This window comes from Acidovorax sp. GW823-FHT05D11 (assembly GCF_058795695.1).
This window is the reverse complement of the sequence record NZ_CM179502.1, coordinates 3,187,571-3,212,607: the sequence shown is the minus strand read 5'-3', so window position 1 is coordinate 3,212,607 and position 25,037 is coordinate 3,187,571. Positions and strand designations below refer to the sequence as shown.

Genomic DNA, 25,037 nt, shown 5'->3' with positions numbered 1-25,037 from the left:
CTGCAATCCTTTGATACTGAGTCCATGCCCACCCGTGGACCGACCTCCGTTGCCGCCGCCGATCGTGTTCTGCACGTGCTGGCGGTGCTGGCGCAGCATGGCCAGCCCATGTCGGCCGCCGAGCTGATGGAGGCCACGGGCCTGGCGCGCAGCACGCTGTACCGGCAACTCGCGCGGCTCAAGCTGTGGGGCTTCGTGCTGGAGAGCAGCGGGCACTACGCGCCCGGGCCGCTGAGCCTGCAACTGGCCCTGGGCTTTGACATGGCGTCGCACCTGGTGCACCACGCGCGGCCGGACATGCAGGCCCTGGCCCGGCAGTCCCACGAAAGCGTGGGGCTGGTGGTGGCCGTCAACGACAGCGTGGTATGCCTGGACATGGTGGACAGCACGCAGGCCCTGCGCTGCTCGTTCGAAAAGGGGCGCAGCGTGCCGCTGCGCGCCGGCGCCTCCGCCAAGTGCCTGCTGGCCCATGTGGCCCCGGCCACGCGCAATGCCATTCTGGACCTGCACTACGGCGCGGGCACCCCCGAGCGCCAGGCGGCGCTGGCCGAGCTGGAAGGCATTGCCAAGGCGGGCTACGCCGTCAGCTCCGGCGAGGTGGATGCCGGTGTCTGGGGTGTCAGCGTGCCCGTGTTCGGCTCTCCCCGGCAGGCCGCGGGGGCCATCACCCTGATGGCCCCGATCTTGCGAGCCCAGGGGCAGGAGGCCGCGCTCACCGGCATGGCCGTCATCGCCGCCGCGCGCATCTCCCGCCAGCTCACTTCTCCCTGATTTCCCTCACCCCTCCCCAGGAGCTTTCCCCATGAACCTTCGTCGCAACCTTCTTCTGGCCAGCCTGGCCGCCGCCGCCTTTTGCACCACGGGTGCGCAGGCCCAGGACAACGTCCTGCGTGTGGGCACCGATGCCACGTTCCCGCCCATGGAGTTCGTCGAGAATGGCAAACGTACGGGCTTTGACGTCGAGCTGGTGGAAGCGATCGCCAAGGCCATGGGCAAGCAGGTCGAATGGGTGGACATCGACTTCAAGGGCCTGATTCCCGGCCTGATCTCCAAGCGCTTCGACATGGCGGTATCGGCCATCTACATCACCGACGAGCGCAAGAAGGTGGTGGACTTCACCGACTCCTACTACGCCGGCGGCCTGGTGGTGATGGTGAAGGCCGACAACAAGACCATCCACAAGCTGGCCGACCTGGACGGCAAGAAAGTCAGCGTGCAGGTGGGCACCAAGTCGGTGGCATACCTGACCGAAAGATTCCCCAAGGTGCAGCGCGTCGAGGTCGAGAAGAACCAGGAGATGTTCAACCTGGTGGACATCGGCCGGGCCGATGCCGCCGTGACCGGCAAGCCCGCCGCGTTCCAGTACGTGCGCACCCGCCCGGGCCTGCGTGTGCTCGATGAGCAGCTCACCACCGAGGAATACGGCATGGCCCTGCGCAAGGACACGCCCGAGCTGACGAAGGCCGTCAACGGCGCCATCACCAGGCTCAAGGCCGACGGTACCTATGCGGCCATCGTCAAGAAGTGGTTCAGCAACAGCGCTGCCAAGTAAGCCACGGACCGTTGCCGGACTGAACCATGGAACTCGATTTTTCTCCTGTCTGGGCCGGGCTGCCCCAGTTGCTGGCGGGCGCGCTGGTCACCGTGGAAATCACGGCCGCCTCGCTGCTGCTGGGCTGCGTCATGGGCCTGCTGGTGGGCATTGGCCGCCTGAACCCCAGGCGCCGCGTGGTCTACGCCCTGTGCACCGCCTACGTGGCCGCGATCCGCGGCACGCCGCTGCTGGTGCAGCTGTTCATCCTGTTCTTTGGCCTGCCGCAGTTCGGCATCCTGCTGCCTGCTTTCGTGTGTGGCGTGATCGGCCTGGGCATCTACTCGGGCGCCTATGTGTCCGAGGTGGTGCGCGGCGCCATCCAGTCCATCGACAAGGGGCAGATGGAGGCGGCGCGCTCCATCGGCATGTCCTCGGGCCTGGCCATGCGCACCGTGGTGCTGCCGCAGGCGGTGGTGCGCATGATTCCTCCGCTGGGCAATGAGTTCATCGCACTCATCAAGAACTCGGCGCTGGTGTCGCTGCTCACCATCCACGACCTGATGCACGAGGGGCAGAAGATCATCAGCGTGTCGTACCGTTCGCTGGAGGTGTACCTGGCGATCGCGGTGGTGTATTTCATTCTGACCGGGGCCACCACGCTGGTGCTGCGCCGCATGGAACTGCGCCTGCGCGCCGGAGGGATGGTGCAATGAAGACAACGTCTGCAGTGACCGGCGCGAACCCGGCTTCCGAGCCCATCGTGCGCATTCGCAGCCTGCGCAAGTCGTTTGGCAGCCATGTGGTGCTCAGTGGCATCGACTTCGACGTGTTCCCATCGCAAGTGGTGGTGGTCATCGGGCCCAGCGGCTCGGGCAAGAGCACCTTCCTGCGCTGCTGCAACGGCCTGGAGCAGCCCGAGGGCGGCACGGTCGAGATCTGCGGCCGCACGCTGGTGCAGGACGGCCGCATGCTGCCCGACCATGACCTCAACGCGCTGCGCGAGGAGGTCGGCATGGTGTTCCAGTCGTTCAACCTGTTCCCGCACCTGTCGGTGCTCGACAACGTGACGCTGGGCCCGCGCAAGCTGCGCGGCCTCTCGCGCAAGGAGGCCGACGAGCGTGCCCAGGCCCTGCTGGCCAAGGTGGGGCTGGCGCACAAGGCGTCGGCCATGCCCGCCAGCCTGTCCGGCGGGCAAAAGCAGCGTGTGGCCATTGCCCGTGCACTGGCCATGGAGCCGCGCGTGATGCTGTTCGACGAACCCACCTCGGCGCTCGATCCGGAGCTGGTGGGCGAGGTGCTGCAGGTCATGAAGCTGCTGGCCAGCGAAGGCATGACCATGATGGTCGTCACCCACGAGATGGACTTCGCGCGCGAGGTGGGCGACGTGGTCGTCGTCATGGACGGCGGTGGCATCATCGAGGCCGGCGCCCCCGCCACCATCTTCACCAACCCCACGCAGGAGCGCACGCGCTCCTTCCTGCAGGCCGTGCTCACCCGCGCCTGAGGCGCTGCGCGGCGCTGTGCACGGTTGCCGTCAACCCCAGAGGAGGAAACCCCCGATGTCCCCGCTTTCACCCGTGATGCAGCAGCGCCTGCAAGAGCGCCTGACCCAGGACGACATTGCCCGCTTCGACCGCGACGGCGCGCTGTGCATCAAGCAGTTGCTCACGCCCGGGGAGGTGGCGTTGCTGCGCGAAGGCATCGACGCCAACCTGGCCGCGCCCAGCCCGCGCGCCAAGGTGGCCAGCCGCCCCGACGACCCGGGCCGTTTCTTCGAGGACTTCTGCAACTGGCAGGACATCCCGCAGTTCGGCCGCTTCGTGCGCGAGACGCCGCTGGCCCTGGCCGCGCAGCGCCTCATGCGGTCGCGCACCGTGCGGCTGTACCACGACCATGTGCTGGTGAAGGAGCCCGGCACGCGCCAGCGCACTCCGTGGCATCAGGACCAGCCGTACTACAACATCGAAGGCCTGCAGAACATCAGCATGTGGATTCCGGTCGATCCGGTGTCGCGCGCGGCCACGCTTGAATTCGTGGCCGGTTCGCACAAGGGGCCCTGGCTCATGCCGCGCACCTTCATGGACAACCAGGCCAAGTGGTTCCCTGAAGGCAGCCTGCAGGACCTGCCCGATGTCGAGGCCCGCCGCGAGGCTTTCCCCATCGTCGGCTGGGAGATCGAGCCCGGCGATGTGGTGTGCTTTCACATGCTCACCCTGCACGCCGCAGGCGGGGTGGAGGGCGTGAACCGCCGGCGCGTGTTTTCGGTGCGCTTTCTGGGCGACGACATCCGCCACGCCCCCCGGCCCTGGAAGACCTCGCCCGAGTTTGCGGGCCTGACCGACGTGCTGCCCGCCGGAGCCGAGATGGACCACCCGCTGTTTCCGCTGCTGGTGGCCGAAGCGGTGCAGGCCGGGGAGGGTGCGCGATGAGCGGGGCACCGATGGGGATGCCAGTCTTCTTTGACCTTGCCGCCACCCCCGCCACGCCCTGGAAGAATGGCGGCGGCAGCACGCAGGAACTCGCCTGCTGGCCGCCGGGAGCGGACATGAACGCCTTCGAGTGGCGGGTCAGCCTGGCCACGGTCGACCGGCCCGGCCCGTTCTCGGTCTTTCCGGGCATCGACCGCCAGATCATGCTGCTGGGAGGCGACGGCCTGCACCTGCGCGGCCCGGGCTGGGAGCACGGGCTGGACCAGCGCTGGCAGCCGTTCGCCTTCCCGGGGGACGACGCCGTGGATGGCGCCATGCTGGGCGGCACCTCGAAGGACTTCAATCTCATGCTGCGCCGGGGCGCCTGGCACGGTGCCCTGCAGGTGGCAGGCGAGGCGCGGGCGCCCGCGGGCGTGCACGCCGGCCTGTGCATGGTGCTGCAGGGTGGCTGGCGATGGGTGCCGGGAGAGCAGGGCGGCGAGCCCCGCGTGCTGCACGCAGGGCAGGGCTTCTGGTGGGTGCAGGAGGGTGTTGCCTTGCAGGGGCGCCTGGAGCCCGCCCATGGCGGCAGTGCGGCGGATGCGCCGGCGCTGGCCTGGATCGCGCTGGAGCGTGGTTCCAGCACAGAATTTTGATAAAAATGGCCTCTGGCGCTTGCTGAATAAGCGCTGGCAGCTATTGTTTGCATAGCAATTGATACCATGAACCTTCCGGCAGACAAGCAGATGCAGCAGGCGCGGCCCGGTGGCCCGGCCGGCGAGAGCGCCGAGGGCGTGTGGGTGAATCTGAAGCCCGTGGCCGGACTCGTGGCGGCCGATGTGCCCGTGCCCGAGGGCGAACCCACCTGCGTGGTGGTGCAGGACGGCCGCATGGCCTGGATCGGGCCCGAGGCGCACCTGCCGCCGGCCTTCCATCCCCTGCGCCGCTGGGATGGGCAGGGCGCGCTGGCCACGCCCGGCTTCGTGGACTGCCACACCCACCTGGTCTACGGCGGCCAGCGCGCCAACGAGTTCGCGATGCGGCTGGCGGGTGCCACGTACGAAGAAGTGGCCAGGGCGGGTGGCGGCATCGTGTCGTCGGTGAAGGCCACGCGCGGGGCGTCGGAAGACGAGCTCTTTGCCCTGGCCGCTCCGCGCCTCTCGGCCCTGCTGGACGAGGGCGTGTGCGCCATCGAGATCAAGTCCGGCTATGGGCTGGCCCTCGCGCACGAGCGCAAGCAGCTGCGCGTGGCCCGCCGCCTGGGCGAGGCATTCGGCGTGACGGTGCGCACCACCTTTCTGGGCGCACACGCGCTGCCGCCCGAATACGCAGGGCGCAGCCAGGACTACACCGACCTCGTCTGCAACGAGATGCTGCCCGCGCTGGCGGCAGAAGGCCTGGTGGATGCGGTGGATGTGTTCTGCGAACGCATCGCCTTCACGCTGGCCGAGACCGAGCAGGTGTTCCAGGCCGCGCAAAAGCTGGGCATCCCGGTCAAGCTGCATGCCGAGCAGCTCTCGGACATGGGCGGCGCGGCCCTGGCCGCGCGCTACGGCGCGCTGTCGTGCGACCACATCGAACACCTGTCGCAGGAGGGCATCGCCGCCATGAAGGCCGCGGGCACCGTGGCCGTGCTGCTGCCGGGTGCCTACTACACGCTGCGCGACACGCACCTGCCGCCCATCGCGCAGCTGCGCGAGGCCGGCGTGCCCATGGCGGTGTCCACCGACCACAACCCCGGCACCTCGCCCGCGCTCAGCCTGCTGCTCATGGCCAACATGGCGTGCACGCTGTTCCGCCTGACGGTGCCCGAGGCCCTGGCCGGCATCACCACACACGCCGCGCGCGCGCTGGGCTTGCAAGATTCCCACGGCCTGATCGCATCAGGCAGGCCCGCCAATTTTGTGCTGTGGCCGCTGGGCGAGGCGGCCGAGCTGGCCTATTGGTACGGCCACAAGCCCGCTTGCACCGTCGTGCGGCAGGGGCAGGTGGTGGCCGATGGCATGGGCATCCAAACACAGCAGGGGGCCCGCCATGGCGCTTGACGCTTCACACAGCCTTTTTGCGGCCGATGCGCTGCTGCCCACCGGCTGGGCGCGCAATGTGCTGGTGCAGTGGGATGGGGCAGGGTGCATCACCGGCGTGGCCGCCGATGCTGCGGTGCCAGCAGGCACGCCGGTGGCTGCTGGCCCGGTGATCCCCGGCATGCCCAACCTGCATTCGCACGCCTTCCAGCGCGCGTTTGCCGGGCTCACCGAGTACCGGGCAGAAAGCCAGGACAGCTTCTGGAGCTGGCGCAACCTCATGTACCGCTTTGCCGCCCGCATCACGCCCGAATCGCTGGAGGCCATCGCCACCTGGCTGTATGTGGAGATGCTGGAGGCGGGCTACACCTCGGTGTGCGAGTTCCACTACGTGCACCACGACCAGGGTGGCACACCCTATGCCGACGACGCCACGCTGTCGCTGGCCCTGCTGCGCGCCGCCCGCAACGCGGGCATGGGCATCACGCTGCTGCCGGTGCTCTACCAGACCAGCGGCTTTGGCGCCAAGCCACCACGGGCCGACCAGGCCCGGTTCATCCGCAGCACCGGCAATATGCTCTCTTTATTGGAGCGCCTGGCGCCCGCTGCACGGGCGCAGGGGGCCGTTCTGGGCCTGGCCCCGCACTCGCTGCGTGCCGTGCCGCCCGAGAGCCTGACCGCCGCCGTGCAGGGCCTCGCCGCCCTCGATCCCCACGCACCCATCCACATCCACATCGCCGAGCAGACGCAGGAGGTGGACGACTGCATCGCCTGGAGCGGCCAGCGCCCCGTGCGGTGGCTGCTCGACCACGCCCCGGTGGACGAACGCTGGTGCCTGGTGCACGCCACCCACATGACGCCCGATGAATACGCCGGCGCCGCGCGCAGCGGCGCCGTCGCTGGCATCTGCCCCACCACCGAAGCGAACCTGGGCGACGGCATCTTCGACATGCCGCTGTGGCTGCAGCAGGGTGGGCGCTGGGGCGTGGGCTCGGACAGCCATGCCTGTGTGAATGCGGCCGAAGAGCTGTTGATGCTGGAGTACAGCCAGCGCCTGTCACGCCGGCAGCGCAATGTGCTGGCCTCCGCCGCGCAGCCCGAGGTCGCAACCGCCATGACCTTGCAGGCCGTGGCTGGCGGGGCGCAGGCCGCGGGGCGGGCCGTTGGCGGCATCGCGGTGGGCCAGCAGGCCGACATGGTGGCGCTGGACGCGCAGCATGTGGCGCTGCGCGATCTGCCTGCGCACAGCATGCTCTCGGCCCATGTGTTTGGCAGCCACCGGACCTCGGCCATCGGCAGCCTCTGGGTGGCGGGCGTGCGCCGCGTGTCCGGAGGCCGGCATGTACTCCACGAATCGGCGGCCCGGGCCTTTGTGGCAGCCCGGTCGGCCACCATCGCGCCGGATTGAGGCTGTCTTTGTTTTATTTCTGAACCCACCATGACCGACACCGCACCATCTCCGTTTGTCTTTCACCAAGGCACCCAGCCGCTGCTGATCTCCATGCCCCACGCGGGAACCTACGTGCCGCCCGCGCTGGCCGCGCGGTTTACCGAAGAGGCCCGCCAGGTGCCCGATACCGACTGGCACATGGACCGGCTGTACGGTTTTGCGCGCGACATGGGCGCTTCCATCCTGGTGGCCACGCACTCGCGCTACGTGGTGGACCTGAACCGTCCGCCCGACGGCGCGAGCCTCTACCCCGGCCAGAGCGTCACCGGCCTGTGCCCGGTCGATACCTTTGACGACACGCCCATCTACGCCCAGGGCGACGTGCCGGGCGAAGCCGAAGTCGCCGCGCGCCGCGATGCCGTCTGGGCGCCGTACCACGCGCAACTGCGCGCCGAGCTCGATCGCATCCACGCCCTGCATGGCGTGGCCGTGCTGTGGGACGCGCATTCGATCCGCTCGGTGCTCCCGCGCTTCTTCGAAGGCAAGCTGCCGGACCTGAACCTGGGCACGGCCAACGGCGAAAGCTGCGATCCCGCACTGGCCCGGGAGCTGCTGGCCATCGCGGAGGCCGCGGGCGGCTACACGGCGGTGCTCAACGGCCGCTTCAAGGGGGGGCACATCACGCGCCACTATGGCCAGCCGGGGCAGGGCGTGCATGCCGTGCAGCTGGAGATGACGCAGTGCAGCTACATGCAGGAGGCCTTGCCGTTCGACTACCTGCCCGACGTGGCGCAGCGCGTGCAGCCGCATCTCGAACGCATGCTGCGGGCCGCGCTGGCATTCGCGCACGCGCGCCAGGCTCCGCGCTGATCCACGGGTCCGCAGGGCCCCCAACGGTGCGGCGGTGTGCCCCTCTGCTCGAATTCTTGTAGCGGCATGGGCCAGGGTGGCGGGGGTTCGGTGCTAGTATGGCTGCAGCGATGGTTCGAATCGCCCGGCGGGCGCCCCCTGTTTTCACCACCCTGTGCCCGGTCAGCCAATGCGGAAGGAGCCGCACCCCCTCATGGATCCAGCGGCCTACTACTACATGCCCCTTTTCAAGCCCGGAGCCTCCGTGCAATGGGGACAGCAGCGCGAGACGGTCAGCCACGTGGTGGTGCGCCGCAACGCGATGATGATCTACCTGGTGGGGCACGATGCGCCGGTGCACCCCGATGCCCTTCGGGTGGAGCCCACGGCCTTCCACCTCACGCGCGTTCCCGACCGGTTCTGACGCGGCGCCCGGCGCGCCGCCACCGCGGGCTGACGAACCTCAGCGTGCGCCGAACTGCGCCATCGCCTCGCCCAGCTGGATGGGCCGGGCGGGCGCCCACTGCGGGTTGAACTGCAGCGGGCCCTGGGGAAACAGCATCACCACGGTCGAACCCAGCAGGAAGCGCCCCATTTCCTCGCCCTGCCGCAGGCTCACCTGTCCCTGGGCATAGTCCCATTGGCGCGGCGTGCCCGGACGCGGTGGATTCACCTGCCCATGCCATACCGTGGCCATGCTGCCGACGATGGTGGCCCCCACCAGCACCAGCACGAACGGCCCCTGGGCCGATTCAAAGAAGCACACCACACGCTCGTTGCGGGCAAACAGCCCGGGCACGCCGCGCGCCGTGGTGGGGTTCACCGAAAACAGGTCGCCAGGCACATGCACCATGCGCGTGAGCTCGCCCGCGCAGGGCATGTGGATGCGGTGGTAGTCGCGCGGGCTCAGGTACAGCGTGGCGAAGTGGCCGTTGTCAAACCGCGCCGCGGCGGCGGCATCGCCGCCCACCAGCGCGGTGGTGGAGTAGGTGTGGCCCTTGGCCTGGAAGATCTGGTCCTTGGCGATGGGGCCGAACTGGCTGATGGCGCCGTCCACGGGGCAGACCAGATCGGCCTGCGCCAGCGGGCGGGCACCAGGCTTCAACGCACGCGTGAAGAAGTCGTTGAACGATGCGTAGCTGGCGATGTCAGGGTTGGCCGCCTCGGCCATGTTGACGTTGTAGCGGGCCACGAAGCGGCGGATCACCGAGGTCGTGAGGCCACCCAGCCGGGCCGACGCAAATTTGCCGGCCAGGGTGGTCAGGGCCTGCTTGGGCATGAGGTATTGCGGCAGGACTGCCAGGCGATCAGACACGGGTGGGGCCCCTTCAGGAGGAAAGCGGATGATTCTATCGGCGCGGGCTGCCGCCACCGGGGCTTCATACCCCCAGGTACTGCTCCAGCAGCTGCGGCTGCGCATGCAGGGCGTCGGAGCTGCCCTCGAACACCACCTGGCCCTTGACCAGGATGACGTTGCGGTCGGTGATCTGCGTGACGTGTTTCCAGTTCTTGTCCACGATCACGCTGCTGATGCCGCTGTCCTTGATGAGGCTGCAGATGCGCCAGATCTCGCGCGCGATGAGCGGCGCCAGGCCTTCCGTGGCCTCGTCGAGAATGAGCACGTCGGGGTTGGTCATGAGCGCCCGGCCGATGGTCAGCATCTGCTGCTCGCCGCCGCTGAGCTGCTGGCCGCCGTGGCCCAGGCGCTCCTTCAGGCGGGGGAAGGTCTCCAGCACGCGTTCGTAAGTCCAGTCCCGCTGGCCCCGGGTTCCCGCGCGCGCGGCCATCTGCAGGTTCTCGACCACGCTGAGGTTGCCGAAGATGCCGCGCCCCTCGGGCACGTAGGCCACGCCCAGGCGCGACACTTCGAAGGGCGGGCGGCCGGTCATGTCGCGGCCCGCGACGGTCACCGAGCCGGAGCGGGGCTTGACCAGGCCCATCAGCGACTTGAGCAGCGTGCTCTTGCCCATGCCGTTGCGGCCCATGAGGCCGATGGTCTCGCCCTGGCCGACGGTGAAGTCCACGCCTTGCAGGATGTGGCTGGGACCATAGAAGGTGTGGATGCCGCGCGCATCAATCCAGGGAGTCGCCATGTCAGTGATCCTCCCCCAGGTATGCGGCTTGCACCGTGGCATCGGCGCGCACCTCGGGGGGCGTTCCGTGGGCGATGACTTCGCCGTTGACCATCACGGTAAGGTGGTCGGCCAGCGCGAACACGGCATCCATGTCGTGCTCCACCAGCATGATGGCGTGGGCGGGCTTGAGGCGCTGCAGCAGCTCGACCATGCGTTCGGCCTCGGCCACGCCCATGCCGGCCAGGGGCTCGTCGAGCAGCAGCACCCGCGGCTCGGTGGCCAGGGTCATCGCGATTTCGAGCTGGCGCTGCTCGCCGTGGCTCATGGCGCCTGCAATCGCCATGCGCCTGTCCTTCAAGCCAGAAAGCTCGATGGCGCTTTCCAGGCGGGCGTGGGTAGCTCTGTTTTTGATAGTGTTGGCGCGCGTGTCCTGCCACCAGCGCAGCGGATTCCAGGGCTGCTGCGCATCGCGCGACTGGGCGGCCAGGCGCACATTTTCGTGCACCGTGAGCGGCAAGAAGATGTTGGTCTTCTGGTAGCTGCGGCCCAGGCCCTGGCGCGAGATGCGCTCGGGGGCCCACCCGGTCACCTCGGTGCCGCCAAGCTGCACCATCCCGGAGGTGGGCGCCAGATCGCCCGAGAGCAGGTTGGTCAGCGTGGACTTGCCCGCGCCGTTGGGGCCGATCACGGCATGGATGCGGCCACGCCACAGGTCCAGCGACACTCCGTTGACGGCGGCCAGGCCGCCGAACCGCTTGGTGAGCTGGCGGGCCGAGAGCAGGGTTTCATCGGCCATGGTGCGGACCCTCCTCCTGCGCCCTGGCGGCCCGGCGCTGCCCCAGCATGCCCAGCAGCCCGCGCGGCGCGGCCACCACCACCAGCACGATGAAGCTGCCCATCAGCAGCTGCCAGTGCTTGGTGATGTCCTTGAACACGTGCAGCAGGTACTCGAACGCGAAGGCGCCCACGATGGCGCCCGCGAAGTTGCCCATGCCGCCCAGGATGATCATCATGATGGCGTGGGCACTCATGTGAAAGCCCATCAGCTCCGGGTTCACATAGCCCGTCTGCGCGCCCCACAGGTAGCCCGCCAGCCCCGCGAGCGCACCCGCCACGGTGAAGGCGGTGAGCTTGTAGCCGCGCGTGCCAAAGCCCATGGCGCGCATGCGGTGCTCGTTGATGCGGATGCCCGAAAGCGCGCGGCCCAGAGGACTCCAGAGCAGGCGGCGCAGCAGCACATAGACGATGACCACCAGGGCGAGGGTGAAGTAGTAGAAGGTCTTGCGGCCTTCCAGGTCGAACGGCAGCCAGCCGAAGATGGAGGCGTCGGGCCGGAAGTTGATGTACAGGCCATCCGAGCCGCCCAGGACCTTGTTGTCGAAGAACAGATAGAACACCATCTGCGCGAACGCCATGGTGACCATGATGAAGTAGATGCCGTGCGTGCGCACCACGAAAAAGCCGATGAACAGCGCCACCAGCCCCGCGCCGGCCACGGCCAGCGGCAGCGACCACCACAGGCTCACCGGCATGTCGGCGGGCGTGAGGAACGCGAGCGCGTAGCCCGCCACGCCAAAGTAGGCGGCATGGCCCAGCGAGACCAGGCCGGTCACGCCCTGCAGCAGGTCCAGGCTCATGGCGAAGATTGCCATGATCATCATGCGCGTGACCATCTGCACGTAGAAGTCGCTGCCGACGACCGGGAACAGCAGCAGCGCAGCCAGCCCCAGTGCCAGGGCGAATTGCACGCTGCGCGGCAGCACCTCGATGTTGGCGCGGGGCGTGCTCATGCGCTGCCGCCGGGGCGCCCCGGGGCGGGCAGCGAAATACACGAAGTGATGAACGTGGGGGGCATCATTGCTTGAAAAGACCTTCAGGTTTCCACAGCAGCACAGCCGCCATCAGCATATAGACCAGCATCCCGGCCATGGAGGGCAAGAGCACCTTGCCGAATGTATCGACAAAGCCCACCAGCAGCGCCGCGATGAGTGCGCCGCGCACGGAACCGATGCCGCCGATCACCACCACCACGAAGCACATGATGAGCACCGAGGAGCCCATGTTGGGATAGACGCTGGACACCGGCGCGGCCACCATGCCCGCGACAGCGGCCAGCCCCACGCCGAGGGCGAACACGATGGCATGGATGAGCTTGATGTTCACGCCCAGCGATTCGGCCATGTCGCGGTTGAACGCGCCGGCGCGGATCTTCATGCCCAGCCGGGTCCTGGAGATCAGCAGGTACAGGGCCAGCGCCAGCGCGATGCAGACCCCGGAAATGAAGAGCCGGTACACGGGGTAGGAAAGGGTGTCGGTGAGCGGGATGGACCATTCCAGCACCGGCGGAATCGCCACGCCATGCACGTCGTCGCCCCAGAGGATGGAGCGCAGTTCCTCGAAGATGTAGATGAGGCCGAAGGTGAGCAGCACCTGGTCCAGGTGGTCGCGGTGGTAGAAGTGGCGAAACAGCAGCCACTCCAGGGCCAGGCCAAAGACCACGGCCAGCACCGTGCCGCCAAGGATGGCGAGCGTGAGGCTGCCGAAGTAGCCCGACAGCGAATAGCCCAGGTAGGCCCCCAGCATGTAGAAGCTTCCGTGCGCGAGGTTCACCACGCCCATGATCCCGAAGATCAAGGTGAGGCCCGCCGCCAGCATGAACAGCAGCAGCCCGTACTGCACGCTGTTGAGCAGCTGGATCAGGAAAGTGGCGAAGTCCATGGCGTGCTGGCGCAAGGGTCAGGCGGCGCGGCGCGTGGCCAGCAGGAGCGTGCCCATCAACGTGAACAGGCCGCCCGAGACGCGGTTGAACCAGCGCATGCGGGTGCCTGAACGCAGCACCGGTGCCAGGCGCGCCACGCCCAGGGCGCACAGCGTGAGCACCGTGAATTCAAAGGCCACAAAGGTGCTTGCCAGCACGGCGAACTGTGGCGCCCACGCCGCTGCCGGATCCAGAAACTGGGGAAAGAACGCGGTGAAGAACAGCAACGCCTTGGGGTTGCTGCCGCCCACGATCAACCCCTGGACGTAGAGCTTGCGCGCGAAGGCCGTGGCCTTGGACTGGTCGCCCTTCGCGGGCATGTGGTCGAACACCGTGGTCTGGCTGCGGAACGTCTTGATGCCAAGCCAGATCAGGTAGGCCGCGCCCGCGGCCTTGAGCACCCAGAATGCGGTTTCGGAGGCCGCCAGCAGCGCCCCCAGCCCCAGGGCGGACAGCAGCATCGTGCCCAGAACCGCTGTCACGCTGCCTGCCGCCGCGGCCAGGGCCTTGCGGGGGCCGTGCTGCAGGGAACTGGTCATGCACATGAGCATCGTCGGTCCGGGGGACAGGACCAGCAGGGCCACTGCGGCGAGGTAAAGCAGGTAGGTACTGAGCGACATGGAAAGAGGTTCGAGGAAGGTGGCCGCAAAGTCCGGGCGCACGGCAGACGGGCCTGCCTCCGGGCAGCCCCTTGGTGCATTGTGTCAAAGTCGCGGGTTGCCGCCACGGAAGGCGGGGCGCGCCTTGGGCGGGCCGTCCGCGGCGCGCGGGGGCTTCAGCCCATTCGGCATCCTGCGCCGCTGTCGGCCAGGGCCTTGGCGGCCACGCCGATCACCTTGTTTTCCTTGTTCTCCACGCGGCGCAGGTAGATGTCCTGCACCGGGTTGTGCGACTTGCTCATCGTCCACTTGCCGCGCGGGCTGTCGATGGTGGCGTTTTCCATGGCCTTGATGACGGCGGGCTTGGCAGACAGATCACCCTTCACGGCATTGGCGCCCTGCACCAGCAGCAGGCCCGTGTCGTAGCCCTGCACCGCGTAGACGTCGGGCTGGCTGCGGAACGCCTTGGCGTATTCCAGGCGGAACTGCTTGTTGCGCGGCGTGTCCAGCGAATCGCTGTAGTGCATGGTGGTGATGATGCCGTCGGCCGCAGGGCCCGCGGCGTCCAGCACGCCTTCGGTCAGGAAGCCCGACCCGTACAGCGGAATCTTGTCCTTGAGGCCTGCCGCCGCGTAGTCCCGGATGAACTTGGCGGCGCCCCCGCCGGCGAAGAAACAGGCCACGGCATCGGGCTTGAGCGCGGCGATCTCGGTCAGCAGCGCCTGGAATTCCACGTTGGGGAAGGGCAGGCCCAGCTCCTTGACGATGGTGCCGCCCGCGGCGGTGTAGCTTTGCTTGAAGCCTTCGAAGGCCTCGTCGCCAGCCGCGTACTTCCAGGTGATCCAGACGGCCTTCTTGTGGCCCTTCTCGACCATGGCCTTGCCCAGGGCCAGCGTGGGCTGGGAATTGCTGAAGGAGGTTCGGAACACGTTGGGGGCGCACAGGGCGCGCGTGGCGGCATGCACGCCCGCGTTGGGGATGAGGTTGAGCACGCCGGTGTCGCGCGCCACCTTCTGGATGCCCATCTGCACGCCCGAGTGCACGGTGCCGATCAGCACGTCCACCTTGTCGCGCTGCACCAGCTTGCTGGCGTTTTCGACGCCCTTGCTGGGCTCGGACTCATCATCCACCTTGAACCACTCAATCTCGCGCCCGCCGAGCTTGCCGCCTTGCTGGTCGATGGCCAGGCGCACGCCGTTCTCGATGGCCAGCCCCAATTGGGCGAAGGTGCCCGTGTAGGGCAGCATGAAACCCACCCGTACCTTGCCGCTTTGCGCACGCACGATGGAGGGCAGCAACAGGCCCGTGGATGCGGCGCCAACGAGGGCGGCGCTGCGGCTGATGACAAGGCGGCGGGTGGTCATGGAATGGAGCTCCTTTGTTTAGGCTTAAAGCAATTTACCCCAACGTCCCCTGCAGGAAACCTATGGCTTACCCGTACCGGGGGCACAGCGATCGGGGCTTGGTGGGGCGCCCCGGGATCGCCTGGCATGAAGGCGGCAAAATAGGGGTTGTCCAGAACCTCCTTTCGAACGCCCGCGCCTCATGCCCCTCGTGACGGCGAGGGACTTCGCCCTGAAGCGGTTGCGTTGCCGCGAACCGCTGCTGCTGCTCCATGCCCCCATCCGACTCCGATCATTCCGTGTCTTCTTCTGCCGCCATGGAGGGGGCAGACGCATCTGCGTATGTCCGGACCCTGCGTTGGCTTCGCAATTTCTGGCCTGCGCCGCTGGGCATCGACGGGCGTGAACGCCTGCGCTTTATCGCCGGTGCCGTGATCGGGGTTCTCATCACGGCATTGCTCAGCCGGTGGTGGGCGGGCGATGCGGCCTCGGGCCCCTGGATGGTGGCGTCCCTGGGGGCCAGCGCCGTGCTGGTGTTCGGCATGCCGTCGAGTCCCCTTGCGCAGCCGTGGCCGGTGCTGGGCGGCAGCACGCTGTCGGCGCTGGTGGGGGCGTTGTGCTCGGCGGTGGTGCCTGACCCCGTGATATCCGGCGCCCTGGCCGTGGGACTGGCCATCGCGCTCATGGTGCCGCTGCGCTGCCTGCACCCGCCGGGCGGTGCCATGGCCCTGTACGTGGTGCTGACGGCGGGCGATGGCTTGCATCTGGCCGTGTTTCCCATTCTGTTCAATGTCGTGATCCTGCTGATCGCGGCCATGGTCTACAACGGTCTCACCGGGCGCCGGTATCCTCATCCACAGCGGGTGGCGCCCAGAACCCACGTCGCCAAAGGCGCGTTCACCGCCTCTGACGTGGACGCGGCGCTGGCCCACTACAACCAGGTGCTCGATGTCAGCCGGGCCGACCTGGAGGGCCTGCTCCATCTGGCGGGGCGTGCCGCGTTCCAGCGCACGCTGGGAGATGTGCGCTGTGCGGACATCATGTCCAAGCCTCCGTTCGCGGTGGAGGCGGGTGTCTCGCTCAAGGAGGCATGGACGTTGATGCGCAGCGAGCAGATCAAGGCGCTGCCCGTGGTCGATATGCAGCGGCAGGTCATCGGGATCGTGACCGTGGCGGATTTCATGCGGCTCGCCAACCTGGACCTGCATGAAGGCCTGGGCCAGCGCCTGCGTGCGCTGGTCATGGGCCGCAGCGGCCAGCCCACTGCGGTGGACCAGATCATGTCCCACCCGGTTCAGGTGGCCCGGACCGGGCAGCACGCCATGGACCTCGTTCCCCTGTTTTCGCAGGGGGGCCACCACCACATCCCCATCGTGGACGAAGAAGACCGCCTGGCGGGCGTCATCACCCAGACCGATCTGGTGCGGACCCTCGCCGTGGCCGTGCAGGGGCGCGCCGAAGATGGCATGTCTGCACCGCCCCGGGCGCCTCGTGCGCAGGCGGCCCTGGCCGCCCAGGCAAGGCCGTAGGCAGATTGCTGCACATCGCGGTACAATCGACAGGCTTTGCACAGCGCTCTGCCTGTCCATTGACGCCGTCTCCCCCGGCCCTCTGCCTGATCTGCGCCCCGGGTGCAGCGACTCCCACCGCCCGCAATGCACCGTGTGTCGAGCACCGTCCCACGCGGTAGCTGCCGTGGTGGATGCACGAATCAGGCGCCGATCACAGAATATTTGTTTTGAAGAGATAGAACATGGCCAAAGAAGAACTCATTGAAATGCAAGGCTCCGTGACGGAAGTCTTGCCCGACTCGCGCTTTCGCGTCACGCTGGACAACGGTCACCAACTGATCGCATACACCGGCGGAAAGATGCGCAAGCACCACATCCGCATCCTGGCGGGTGACAAGGTATCCCTGGAAATGTCGCCCTATGACCTGACCAAGGGGCGCATCACCTTCCGCCATCTGGCCGGCCGTGGCCCTGGCCCTTCCAGCAACCGCTGATCCCCTGGGCTTGAGGTCCGCTGGTTTTCTTGCTGTTCCCGTGACCGCGCGCTGCTTCGCACGGGGTGTGATACCTGTCGGTGCCGGTCCCCATGAATTGCTTTCAGAAAAATCACAAAAAGCGGGCATCGAGCAAAAAACAGGCAAATTCCCGGGTTAGAATACGAGCTGTCGGAGCGTAGCGCAGCCTGGTAGCGCATCTGCTTTGGGAGCAGAGGGTCGCGAGTTCGAATCCCGCCGCTCCGACCAATGTTTGAAGGCCTTGCAGCACATGCTGCAGGGCCTTTTTTCTTGCCTGCTGGTTTTCCCGGTTCCTGGTTGCGGTTCCACGCGGCTGCCGCGGCGGCATCGGATTTCCGTACCATCGGGGCTCGCCGTGGCGAGCTGCCATCCGCACCCCCATCACCGCTCGCCGCCCCTTCGCCTGCAATGCAATGAACCGCGTGCCTTCCCCTTTGCCTGCTTCGTTTTCCCATTCGTCGCCGCGCTATGACAGCGTGGATGCCCTGCGCGGCCTGGCGATGGTGTGGATGACGGTTTTTCATTTTTGCTTTGACCTGAGCCATCTGGGTTTCTGGCCCCAGGATTTCCGGGGCGATCCGGTCTGGACCCTGCAGCGCACGGCGATCGTGAGCCTGTTCCTGTTCTGTGCCGGCCTGGGGCAGGCCATCGCACTTCAGCAGGGGCAGGGGTGGCGACGGTTTGGGCGGCGATGGCTGCAGATCGCCGGCTGCGCGCTGCTGGTGTCCGCGGGGTCGTTCGTGATGTTCCCGCGCAGCTTTATCTATTTTGGCGTGCTCCACGGCATGGCGGTGATGCTGCTCATCGCCCGAGGCACGGCGGGCTGGGGGCGGTGGCTGTGGCTGGCAGGGCTGGTGGCGGTGGCGCTTCCGCCGCTGGCGCAGCAGCTTCTGGCCAGCGCATGGTCCGAGGCCGCGCCGTGGTTCAACGGACGTGCCCTCAACTGGCTGGGCCTGGTTTCTCGCAAGCCGTTCACGGAGGACTACGTGCCGGTGCTGCCCTGGCTGGGCGTGCTGTGGTGGGGGCTGGCCACTGGCCAATGGGCCATGGCGGCGGGGGCGCGGGCCGGGGGGGCGCCGTTTGGGCGGCTTCCGGGGGCTTTTCAGCCCCTGGCACTGCTGGGCCGGTGGAGCCTGAGCTACTACATGCTGCACCAGCCCGTGATGATCGGACTGCTGATGGCCGTGGCCTGGATGACGACGAAGGGCTAGCTAGCGCGCGGGGAGCAGGGGGGCGCTGATGCATGCGCTGCATGCGGCATCGACAGAAACGCGGCTGTGCCACCATGAAAAAACGCGGCCTGGGCCGCGTTCGTTTCGGGCGGGCATCGCAGCAATGCGATGCGGCGGGACCCGTTACTCGACCTTGGCCTTCGCGCGCAGGTCTTCCTGGAACTTCGCCAGCTTTTGCTGTTGCAGCTGCTGTGCCACCTGGGGCTTCACTTCTTCCAGCTTGGGCAGTTCTGCCTGGCGCACATCGTCCAGGCGGATGACGTGCCAGCCGAACTGGCTCTTCACGGGGGCGTCGGTCATCTTGCCCTTTTCGAGCTTGACCAGGGCTTCGGTGAATTCACTCACATAGCTGGAAGGGTTGGCCCAATCCAGGTCGCCGCCCTTGGCACCGGACCCTGGATCCTTGGATTGCTTCTTGGCGATGTCTTCAAACTTGGCGCCCTTCTTGATGGAAGCGATGATGGCCTTGGCATCCGATTCCTTTTCCACCAGGATGTGGCTGGCCTTGTATTCCTTGCCGCTGTTGGCCGCGACGAACTTGTCGTACTCAGCCTGGATCTCGGCATCGGTCACCGGGTTCTTCTTCTGGTAGTCGGCGAACAGTTCGCGGATCAGGATGGTCTGGCGGGCCAGATCCATTTGCGCCTTGTAGTCCGCCGAGCCTTCCAGGCCGCGCTTTTGCGCTTCCTGCATGAAGATTTCGCGGGTGATGACTTCTTCCTTGATCTGGCCTTCGATGTCCGGTGTCACGGGGCGGCCCGAGCGCTCCACTTGCTGCTTGAGTGCCTCGACGCGCTCTTTCGGCACGGCCTTGCCGTTGACGATGGCGACATTCTGGGCGGAAACGGGCAGGGCCATCGTGCCCAGCACGGCGGCGGCCACGAGGCCGGACAGGAGCTGTTTCTTCATGCGGAATCCAAAAAATGAGAGGTTGTTTGCCAGCTGAGTTCCGGCAACTGGGGACATGGGGGCCGGTTCAGAGAACTTCAATGGCAAGGGCGTGAACCCCTTGGTCAATAAATTCTTGCAGCGCATCATACACAAGGCGGTGCTGCGCGACCCGGGCCTTGCCTGTAAACAAAGGTGACGAAATGCGGACCCGGAAATGGGTGCCGAAACCAGTGCCGTTGGCCCCCGCATGTCCCGCATGGGCGGCGCTTTCGTCGAGCACTTCCAGGGCCGTGGGCGTGAGCCGGTCCGCCAGGGCCTGGTGCATCTGCTGCGCGAGTGTGGTCATGGCAGGTCGTCCTTCAGGCTGCGGGCTCATCGCCTTCGTCGCCCTTGAGGTGGGGCGCCACATAGATGCCCTGGCCCACCAGGAAGACCAGCGGGAAGGCATACCCCCAGAGCTTGAAGTCCACCCAGGCCTCGGTGCTGAAGTTGACGACGACATACGCGTTGATGGCCGACATGAACGCGCAGTACACGATCCAGGCGACGTTCAGCCGGTGCCACACACCCTCTGGCAGGGTCAGCTGGCTGCCCAGCAGCATCTTGAGGAAGTTCTTCTTCATGATCCACACCGCCACCGCGAGCGCGACGGACATGGCGCCGTACAGCACGGTGGGCTTCCACTTGATGAAGCGGTCGTCCTGCAGCACCAGCGTGAGCGTGCCGAACAGCAGGATCAGCACCAGGGTCACCTTGTGCATGGTCTGCAGGCGCCGGTCGATGGCGTAGATCAGGGCCATCTGCGCGACGGTGGCGCCCATGAGCACCGCGGTGCCCACATAGATGCCGTACAGCTTGTAGGCCCCGAAGAACAGCAGGATGGGGAAGAAGTCGATCAGGATTTTCATGGGGTCAGGGGCGGGTCTCGGGGCTCAGTCCTTGCCGGATTCGAAATCCAGCGAGGCCGAGTTCATGCAGTAGCGCAGGCCGGTGGGGGTGGGGCCATCTTCGAAGACATGGCCCAGGTGGGCCCCGCATTGTGCACACACTGTCTCGGTGCGGACCATGCCATGGCTGCGGTCCACGATCTCGGTGATCGCCCCGGGGATGGCCTCGGAGAAACTGGGCCAGCCGCAGCCGGCATCGAACTTGGTCACCGAATCGAACAATTTCGCGCCGCAGCAGATGCAGTGGTAGCTGCCATCGGCCCAGTGGGCCTCGTATTTGCCGGTGAAGGGGCGTTCGGTGGCGGCATGGCGCGTCACCTGCAGGGCGGCGGGTTCGGCGCCCTTGCCCTGCAGGATGGCTTGCCACTCGGCTTCGGTCTTCTGGACGGGGTAGGTCATGATGAACAGCTGATCTCGATGGAAGACGCCCAGTCGGGCGGGAAGGCTGCGTAGGCGTCGTGCCCGGGGTGCTCGTCGAAGGGGTGCTCCAGCAGCCGCTGAAGGGTTTGGAGTTCGCTGAAGTCGCCAAGTTTCGCCGCGCGGATGGCTTGCTCGCCCAGGTGGTTGCGCAAGACGAACTTGGGATTGGTTTTCAGCATCAAATCGGCCGCTGGCGCTTGCTCATCAAGCGCCAGCAGCTCTGAATAGGATAGCAACCACTGGTCCAGGGCGGCGCGGTCGGCAAACAGGTCCCGCACGGGCTCGAAATCGCGCCCGGCCACTGCATGCGACAGGCGGCGCCAGAAGATCGTGTAGTCCACACCGTTGCGGGCGAGCAGCAGCAGGATGCCGTCGATCAGTTGCCCATCGCCTTCGCTGGCGCCCGCAAGCCCCAGCTTGGCGCGCATGCGGGCCATGAATTCCTCGGGGAACACGCTCTTGTAGGACTCCAGGGCCTGCTTGGCCAGTTCCTGGTCGCCGATCAGGGGCAGCAGCGCCTGCGCCAGGCAAAACAGGTTCCAGTACGCCACGTTGGGCTGGCGGTTGTAGGCATAGCGGCCCTGGGTATCGCTGTGGTTGCACACGTGGCCGGGCACGAAGGCATCCAGAAACTGGAAAGGGCCGTAGTCGATGGTCAGGCCCAGGATGCTCATGTTGTCGGTGTTCATCACCCCGTGGCAAAACCCCACGGCCTGCCACTGCGCCATCAGCCTGGCCGTGCGCTCGCTCACGGCCTGCAGCAGCGCGGCGTAGGCATTGCCGCCGACCTCGGTGGTGCCCCGGCATTCAGGGTAGTAGCGGTCGATGACATAGTCGGCCAGGGCCCGAAGCTGTGGCTGCAGGTCGTTGGCGGCGAAGTGCTCGAAATGGCCAAAGCGCACGAAACTGGGGGCCACGCGCGTGACCACGGAGGCTGTTTCGATCTCTTCGCGGCGCACGGGCGCGGGCGAGCCGGTGATGCACAGCGCGCGCGATGTCGGAATGCCCAGGCCATGCATGGCCTCGCTGCACAGGAATTCGCGGATGCTGGAGCGCAGCACGGCCCGCCCGTCGCCCATGCGGGAGTAGGGCGTGCGCCCCGCGCCCTTGAGCTGGATTTCCAACCCGCCGGCGGTTTCCCCCAGCAGGATGGCCCGGCCGTCGCCCAGCTGGCCGGCCCAGACGCCGAACTGGTGCCCGCTGTAGACGCTTGCAAGGGGCCGCGAGCCAGCGAGCAGCACGTTGCCCGTGAAGGCCTGCAGGGCTTCGTCGCTCTCCAGCCATGCAGGGTCCAGGCCGATCAGCCGCGCCACGGCGGCGCTGGTTCCCACCCAGTGCGGCGCGGGCAGCGGGGTCGGGCGCAGTTCGGTGAAAAAGTCCGGTCCCAGGGCCGCGAAACCATGGTTCCAGGCCAGGCCGATGTCGGCGGTGGTGTCGCTGTCGGCGGGCAGGTTCATGGGGTCGATTGTCTCGCACCGGTGATGCCCCGGCCCCGGCAGGGCCATGGGTGGGGGAGCGCGCAACCCGTTGCGCCGCGCGCAGGCCGCCGCGCGGCCCGCGTGGGTTCGCCGGGTGTTCTCAGGCGCCCTGTTCGGATGCCGTGCTTTCGGGCTCCGCGTGCAGTACGTGGGCCCGGTACTGGCCGGGCGGCATGCCGAACCAGCGCTTGCACGCCCGAAACAGGTTGCTCTGGTCGGCGAACCCCAGCAGATCGGCCACCTCCGCCAGGCTGCGGCGCTCATCGCTCAGGTACTGGCCGGCCAGCTCGCGCCGCGTGTCGTCCAGCAGTTGCTGGTAGCTCACGGATTCGGCCTGCAGGCGCCGCTGCAGCGTGCGGTCGGTCAGGTGCAGGCGCGCCGCCACGTCTTCGCGGCGGGGTTCGCCCAGGTGCAGGATGCGGGCCACTTCGGTGCGCACGCGCGTGCTGGCCAGCGTCTGGCCCAGGTGGTCCAGTTCGGTCTCGACCAGTCTTTCGTGCAGGGCCCACAGGCTGGGGTTGTGGGTGGGAATGGGGGCCAGAAGGTCGGCCTCGGCCAGCAGGAAGCGGTTGGCGGGCTGGCTGAAGTGCGGCAGCAGGCCGAAGGCGGAGCGGTAGCGCGCCTCGTCCGCGGGCGGCGGGGTGATGAGTTCGACCGCCAGCGGCGTGAGCTCGCGGCGCGTCAGCCAGCCGCACAGGGTCAGCAGGGTCAGCACGGCGAACTCGACCCGCTGGCGCGGAATGGGCCGTGTGGCGCCGATGTGGCTCAGGACGAGCCAGTACCCGCGCGGCCCGCGCTCCATCTCGAAGGTGGTGGCGTCCGAGATCACCGCCATGTGCCGCTGCAGGTGCTGAAACCCAACAAGGAGATTGGGGCCCGACGCCAGCGCATAGCCCACCAGATCCACGTTGCCGTAGCGCCCGGTCAGGTTGCGGTCGAGCCCCAGCCCCGGCTTGCCATACTGCGCCGCGGCCAGCTCCCACAGGCGGCTCACTCGGTCCACGTCGACGCGGGTCTGGGGCAGGTGCAGCGCGGCCAGGTCGATGCCCGCCTCGGTGCACAGCTGCGCGGCCGGCAGGCCCTCGGCCGCGAACATGTCCGCGATGCCCCGCACCCAGGCGGCCGAACTGGTGCGTGGGGTCATGGGTGGTTTTTCCCCTCAGGGTTAACGCTAGGGTGGTGTTCTGAAGTCACTGTTTTGGCGAGGTTGCGATAGTGGGCCGAAGGCGAAGCATTCACACAATCGTCGCTGAGGACGGGCCCTGCCGCAAGTGTGACGCTTCAGAGAGGCCCGCCCCATTCCTGAAAACCCCAAAGGAGACAAAACATGCCCGATTTTCAGTGGTGTCTGCGGTGGAGTGCCGCCGTGCTGTCGGTGTTGGCGACAACGGCGTGTGGCGGTTCGGACGGCAAGCCCCCCGAGCTGCGGGAAACCCGCTACGGCATGGTGCGTGGCGTGGACGACAGCGCCGCCACCGGCACCTATGCCTGGAAGGGCATTCCCTTCGCGAGGCCGCCGGTGGGCGAGCTGCGCTGGCAGCCGCCGGTGGAGCCCGTGGCGTGGTCGGGCGAACGCAATGCCAGCCAGTTCGGCAATGCCTGCCTGCAGATGGGCCGCATCTACGGTCCCGGCGCCAACAACCGGTTCGACGACACCATCGGCCAGACGCTCAACACGCCCGTGGGGAACGAGGATTGCCTGACGCTCAACATCTGGCGCCCGGCCACGTCGCAGGACAACCTCCCCGTGCTGCTGTTCCTGCACGGCGGCAGCGCCATCTCGGGCTACACCGCCGATCCCGTGTACGACGGCGCGGCGCTGGCCCGCGCGGCCAATGCCGTGGTGGTGACCGCCAACTACCGCTTGGACGTGCTGGGGTTCATGCAGCTGCCCCAGCTGCACGGCGGCGGCCAGCCCTATACAGGCAACTACGCCCTGCTCGACAACGTGCAGGCACTGCGCTTCATCCAGAACAACATCGCCGGTTTTGGCGGCAACGCGGGCAATGTCACCCTGATGGGGCAGTCGGCGGGCGCCATCAATGCGCTGGCGCTGCTGACGGCGCCCCAGGCTGCTGGGCTGTTCCACAAGCTCCTGCCGGTGAGCGGGGGGATTTCGCTGGCGGCGAATCTGCCGCCCGGCTCCATTCCCACGCTCAATCCCGCATCCCGGTATGCCACCCAGTCCGGCATGCTGCTGGCGCATCTGGCGCTGGCCGACGGCCTGGCGCCCGCGTTGCCCGCCGCCCAGGCACTGGTCGCGGGCTGGCCCGCCTCCCAGGTGGCCGGCTACCTGCGCGGCAAGGATGCGAGCGTGATCCTGCAGACGCTGCTCAAGAACGGGCTCACCGGGTCCGGCCCCATCCCCGACGGCGTGGTGGTGCCCGCCGATCCGATCGCCGAACTGGGAGCCGGGCGCTATCACAAGGTGCCTGTCCTGTCCGGCTACACGGCGGACGAGGGCAAGCTGTTCGCGCCGTTCCTGGCATTGCTGGGGGGCAAGCCGGGGATGAAGATTTCCGACGCGGACCGCTTCGCGATGATGCAGAAGTTCAACCCCGACGCGCCCACCACGCTCACGGCCGGCGACATCCTGGATGCCTCCTATCTGCCCGTGACGGCGCCCGGCACGGGCTACAACGCGCGCACCCGCCTGCTGGGCAGCGTGTTCATCGACCCGAGCCGCGACAACCTGCTCAACACCCTGCGCAGCCAGCAATCCGCGGTATGGAGCTACCAGTTCAACTGGGCGCAGCAGCCCGCGCCCTGGAACGACGTGTACGGCGCGGCGCATGCGTTCGACCTGCCGTTCCTGTTTGGCAACTTCGGGCCCTCGGTCTTTGCCAGGGCCACCAACAGCGCGGCCAACCAGCCAGGGCGCCTGGCGCTCTCCAAGGCCATGATGGACAGCGTGCGCGCGTTCGTGCACACGGGAGATCCGAACAACGCGACGGTGAACCAGAACTGGAAGCCGTGGCCCAGCCGGCTCCTGTTCGACGCCGACCAGAAGGCCGTGCGCCTGAGTGTGCAATAAGGTGAGGGTGCCAGTGCGATCTGCAGGGT

27 protein-coding genes and 1 tRNA gene are annotated in these 25,037 nt (G+C 67.4%); 15 read left to right on the top strand and 13 right to left on the bottom strand.

Going from position 1 to position 25,037, the window contains the following annotated elements; genetic code table 11:
• The first annotated feature begins 24 nt into the window (after positions 1-24).
• The 10 genes from AC3RCE_RS14925 to AC3RCE_RS14880 all read left to right on the top strand — a co-directional run bounded on the left by AC3RCE_RS14925 (position 25) and on the right by AC3RCE_RS14880 (position 8,629).
• Positions 25-771, top strand: a complete 747-nt coding sequence (locus tag AC3RCE_RS14925; protein ID WP_369642648.1) for an IclR family transcriptional regulator — start codon at positions 25-27, stop codon at positions 769-771.
• Between the two features lie 31 nt (positions 772-802).
• Positions 803-1,552 carry a transporter substrate-binding domain-containing protein gene (locus AC3RCE_RS14920; RefSeq protein WP_492253353.1) on the top strand — a complete coding sequence of 250 codons (750 nt, stop codon included), beginning with the start codon at positions 803-805 and terminating at the stop codon, positions 1,550-1,552.
• Positions 1,553-1,578: 26 nt separating this feature from the next.
• Entirely contained in the window at positions 1,579-2,247 is a 669-nt protein-coding gene (locus AC3RCE_RS14915; protein WP_218341088.1) for an amino acid ABC transporter permease, read from the top strand.
• Positions 2,244-3,038: an amino acid ABC transporter ATP-binding protein gene (locus AC3RCE_RS14910; RefSeq protein WP_255591477.1), complete on the top strand. Its 795-nt coding sequence runs from the start codon at positions 2,244-2,246 to the stop codon at positions 3,036-3,038. The genes AC3RCE_RS14915 and AC3RCE_RS14910 overlap by 4 nt, the downstream gene beginning before the upstream one ends.
• A 55-nt stretch (positions 3,039-3,093) precedes the next feature.
• Positions 3,094-3,963 (top strand): phytanoyl-CoA dioxygenase family protein, encoded by an 870-nt coding sequence (locus tag AC3RCE_RS14905; protein ID WP_492245383.1) that lies wholly within the window; start codon positions 3,094-3,096, stop codon positions 3,961-3,963.
• A gap of 17 nt (positions 3,964-3,980) precedes the next feature.
• Complete coding sequence (locus tag AC3RCE_RS14900) at positions 3,981-4,598, top strand: HutD/Ves family protein (protein ID WP_218294739.1); 618 nt, start codon at positions 3,981-3,983, stop codon at positions 4,596-4,598.
• A gap of 90 nt (positions 4,599-4,688) precedes the next feature.
• A complete protein-coding gene (gene hutI, locus AC3RCE_RS14895; RefSeq protein ID WP_492255387.1) occupies positions 4,689-5,987 on the top strand; it encodes an imidazolonepropionase in 1,299 nt (432 codons plus the stop codon).
• Complete coding sequence (locus AC3RCE_RS14890; protein ID WP_218341091.1) at positions 5,977-7,374, top strand: formimidoylglutamate deiminase; 1,398 nt, start codon at positions 5,977-5,979, stop codon at positions 7,372-7,374. The genes hutI and AC3RCE_RS14890 overlap by 11 nt, the downstream gene beginning before the upstream one ends.
• A gap of 30 nt (positions 7,375-7,404) precedes the next feature.
• The gene (hutG, locus tag AC3RCE_RS14885; RefSeq protein WP_218341092.1) at positions 7,405-8,226 is read left to right on the top strand and encodes an N-formylglutamate deformylase; all 822 of its coding nucleotides are present in this window, start codon (positions 7,405-7,407) and stop codon (positions 8,224-8,226) included.
• 193 nt (positions 8,227-8,419) lie between these two features.
• On the top strand, positions 8,420-8,629 hold the full coding sequence (locus AC3RCE_RS14880) for a hypothetical protein (protein WP_218294742.1): 210 nt from the start codon (positions 8,420-8,422) through the stop codon (positions 8,627-8,629).
• 39 nt (positions 8,630-8,668) lie between these two features.
• Here AC3RCE_RS14880 and asd read toward each other — a convergent pair whose 3' ends face one another.
• From asd to AC3RCE_RS14845, 7 genes are all read right to left on the bottom strand, one after another.
• Positions 8,669-9,520, bottom strand: a complete 852-nt coding sequence (asd, locus tag AC3RCE_RS14875; RefSeq protein WP_218294743.1) for an archaetidylserine decarboxylase — start codon at positions 9,518-9,520, stop codon at positions 8,669-8,671.
• A 64-nt stretch (positions 9,521-9,584) separates the two neighbouring features.
• A complete protein-coding gene (locus AC3RCE_RS14870) occupies positions 9,585-10,298 on the bottom strand; it encodes an ABC transporter ATP-binding protein (RefSeq protein ID WP_218341093.1) in 714 nt (237 codons plus the stop codon).
• A 1-nt stretch (position 10,299) separates the two neighbouring features.
• Positions 10,300-11,076, bottom strand: a complete 777-nt coding sequence (locus AC3RCE_RS14865; RefSeq protein WP_218341094.1) for an ABC transporter ATP-binding protein — start codon at positions 11,074-11,076, stop codon at positions 10,300-10,302.
• On the bottom strand, positions 11,066-12,070 hold the full coding sequence (locus tag AC3RCE_RS14860) for a branched-chain amino acid ABC transporter permease (protein ID WP_218294746.1): 1,005 nt from the start codon (positions 12,068-12,070) through the stop codon (positions 11,066-11,068). The genes AC3RCE_RS14865 and AC3RCE_RS14860 overlap by 11 nt, the downstream gene beginning before the upstream one ends.
• A gap of 64 nt (positions 12,071-12,134) precedes the next feature.
• Positions 12,135-12,998, bottom strand: a complete 864-nt coding sequence (locus tag AC3RCE_RS14855) for a branched-chain amino acid ABC transporter permease (protein ID WP_218294747.1) — start codon at positions 12,996-12,998, stop codon at positions 12,135-12,137.
• Between the two features lie 18 nt (positions 12,999-13,016).
• On the bottom strand, positions 13,017-13,658 hold the full coding sequence (locus AC3RCE_RS14850) for a LysE family translocator (protein WP_218294748.1): 642 nt from the start codon (positions 13,656-13,658) through the stop codon (positions 13,017-13,019).
• Between the two features lie 155 nt (positions 13,659-13,813).
• The gene (locus AC3RCE_RS14845) at positions 13,814-15,001 is read right to left on the bottom strand and encodes an ABC transporter substrate-binding protein (protein WP_492253352.1); all 1,188 of its coding nucleotides are present in this window, start codon (positions 14,999-15,001) and stop codon (positions 13,814-13,816) included.
• A 251-nt stretch (positions 15,002-15,252) separates the two neighbouring features.
• Between AC3RCE_RS14845 and AC3RCE_RS14840 the strand changes: the two genes are divergently transcribed.
• From AC3RCE_RS14840 to AC3RCE_RS14825, 4 genes are all read left to right on the top strand, one after another.
• A complete protein-coding gene (locus AC3RCE_RS14840) occupies positions 15,253-16,509 on the top strand; it encodes an HPP family protein (protein WP_492253351.1) in 1,257 nt (418 codons plus the stop codon).
• 224 nt (positions 16,510-16,733) lie between these two features.
• Complete coding sequence (gene infA, locus AC3RCE_RS14835) at positions 16,734-16,985, top strand: translation initiation factor IF-1 (protein ID WP_218294751.1); 252 nt, start codon at positions 16,734-16,736, stop codon at positions 16,983-16,985.
• Between the two features lie 172 nt (positions 16,986-17,157).
• Positions 17,158-17,234: transfer RNA gene (locus AC3RCE_RS14830), tRNA-Pro, on the top strand.
• A 185-nt stretch (positions 17,235-17,419) separates the two neighbouring features.
• Complete coding sequence (locus tag AC3RCE_RS14825) at positions 17,420-18,217, top strand: acetyltransferase domain-containing protein (protein WP_492253350.1); 798 nt, start codon at positions 17,420-17,422, stop codon at positions 18,215-18,217.
• 144 nt (positions 18,218-18,361) lie between these two features.
• On the opposite strand, the gene AC3RCE_RS14820 is transcribed toward AC3RCE_RS14825, so the two are convergent.
• The 6 genes from AC3RCE_RS14820 to AC3RCE_RS14795 all read right to left on the bottom strand — a co-directional run bounded on the left by AC3RCE_RS14820 (position 18,362) and on the right by AC3RCE_RS14795 (position 23,118).
• The gene (locus AC3RCE_RS14820; protein ID WP_218294753.1) at positions 18,362-19,147 is read right to left on the bottom strand and encodes a foldase protein PrsA; all 786 of its coding nucleotides are present in this window, start codon (positions 19,145-19,147) and stop codon (positions 18,362-18,364) included.
• 67 nt (positions 19,148-19,214) lie between these two features.
• Positions 19,215-19,475, bottom strand: a complete 261-nt coding sequence (locus AC3RCE_RS14815) for a BolA family protein (RefSeq protein ID WP_218294754.1) — start codon at positions 19,473-19,475, stop codon at positions 19,215-19,217.
• A gap of 13 nt (positions 19,476-19,488) precedes the next feature.
• Complete coding sequence (locus AC3RCE_RS14810; protein WP_218294755.1) at positions 19,489-20,037, bottom strand: septation protein A; 549 nt, start codon at positions 20,035-20,037, stop codon at positions 19,489-19,491.
• Between the two features lie 24 nt (positions 20,038-20,061).
• On the bottom strand, positions 20,062-20,475 hold the full coding sequence (gene msrB / locus AC3RCE_RS14805) for a peptide-methionine (R)-S-oxide reductase MsrB (RefSeq protein ID WP_218294756.1): 414 nt from the start codon (positions 20,473-20,475) through the stop codon (positions 20,062-20,064).
• Entirely contained in the window at positions 20,472-21,953 is a 1,482-nt protein-coding gene (locus AC3RCE_RS14800; protein WP_492253349.1) for a protein adenylyltransferase SelO, read from the bottom strand. Before AC3RCE_RS14800 ends, msrB begins: the two co-directional genes overlap by 4 nt.
• Positions 21,954-22,074: 121 nt before the next feature.
• Positions 22,075-23,118, bottom strand: coding sequence for an AraC family transcriptional regulator (locus tag AC3RCE_RS14795; protein ID WP_218341100.1), 1,044 nt, complete (start codon positions 23,116-23,118; stop codon positions 22,075-22,077).
• A 183-nt stretch (positions 23,119-23,301) separates the two neighbouring features.
• On the opposite strand from AC3RCE_RS14795, the gene AC3RCE_RS14790 reads away from it, so the two are divergent.
• Positions 23,302-25,008 (top strand): carboxylesterase/lipase family protein, encoded by a 1,707-nt coding sequence (locus AC3RCE_RS14790; protein WP_218294759.1) that lies wholly within the window; start codon positions 23,302-23,304, stop codon positions 25,006-25,008.
• The last annotated feature ends 29 nt before the right edge of the window (positions 25,009-25,037 follow it).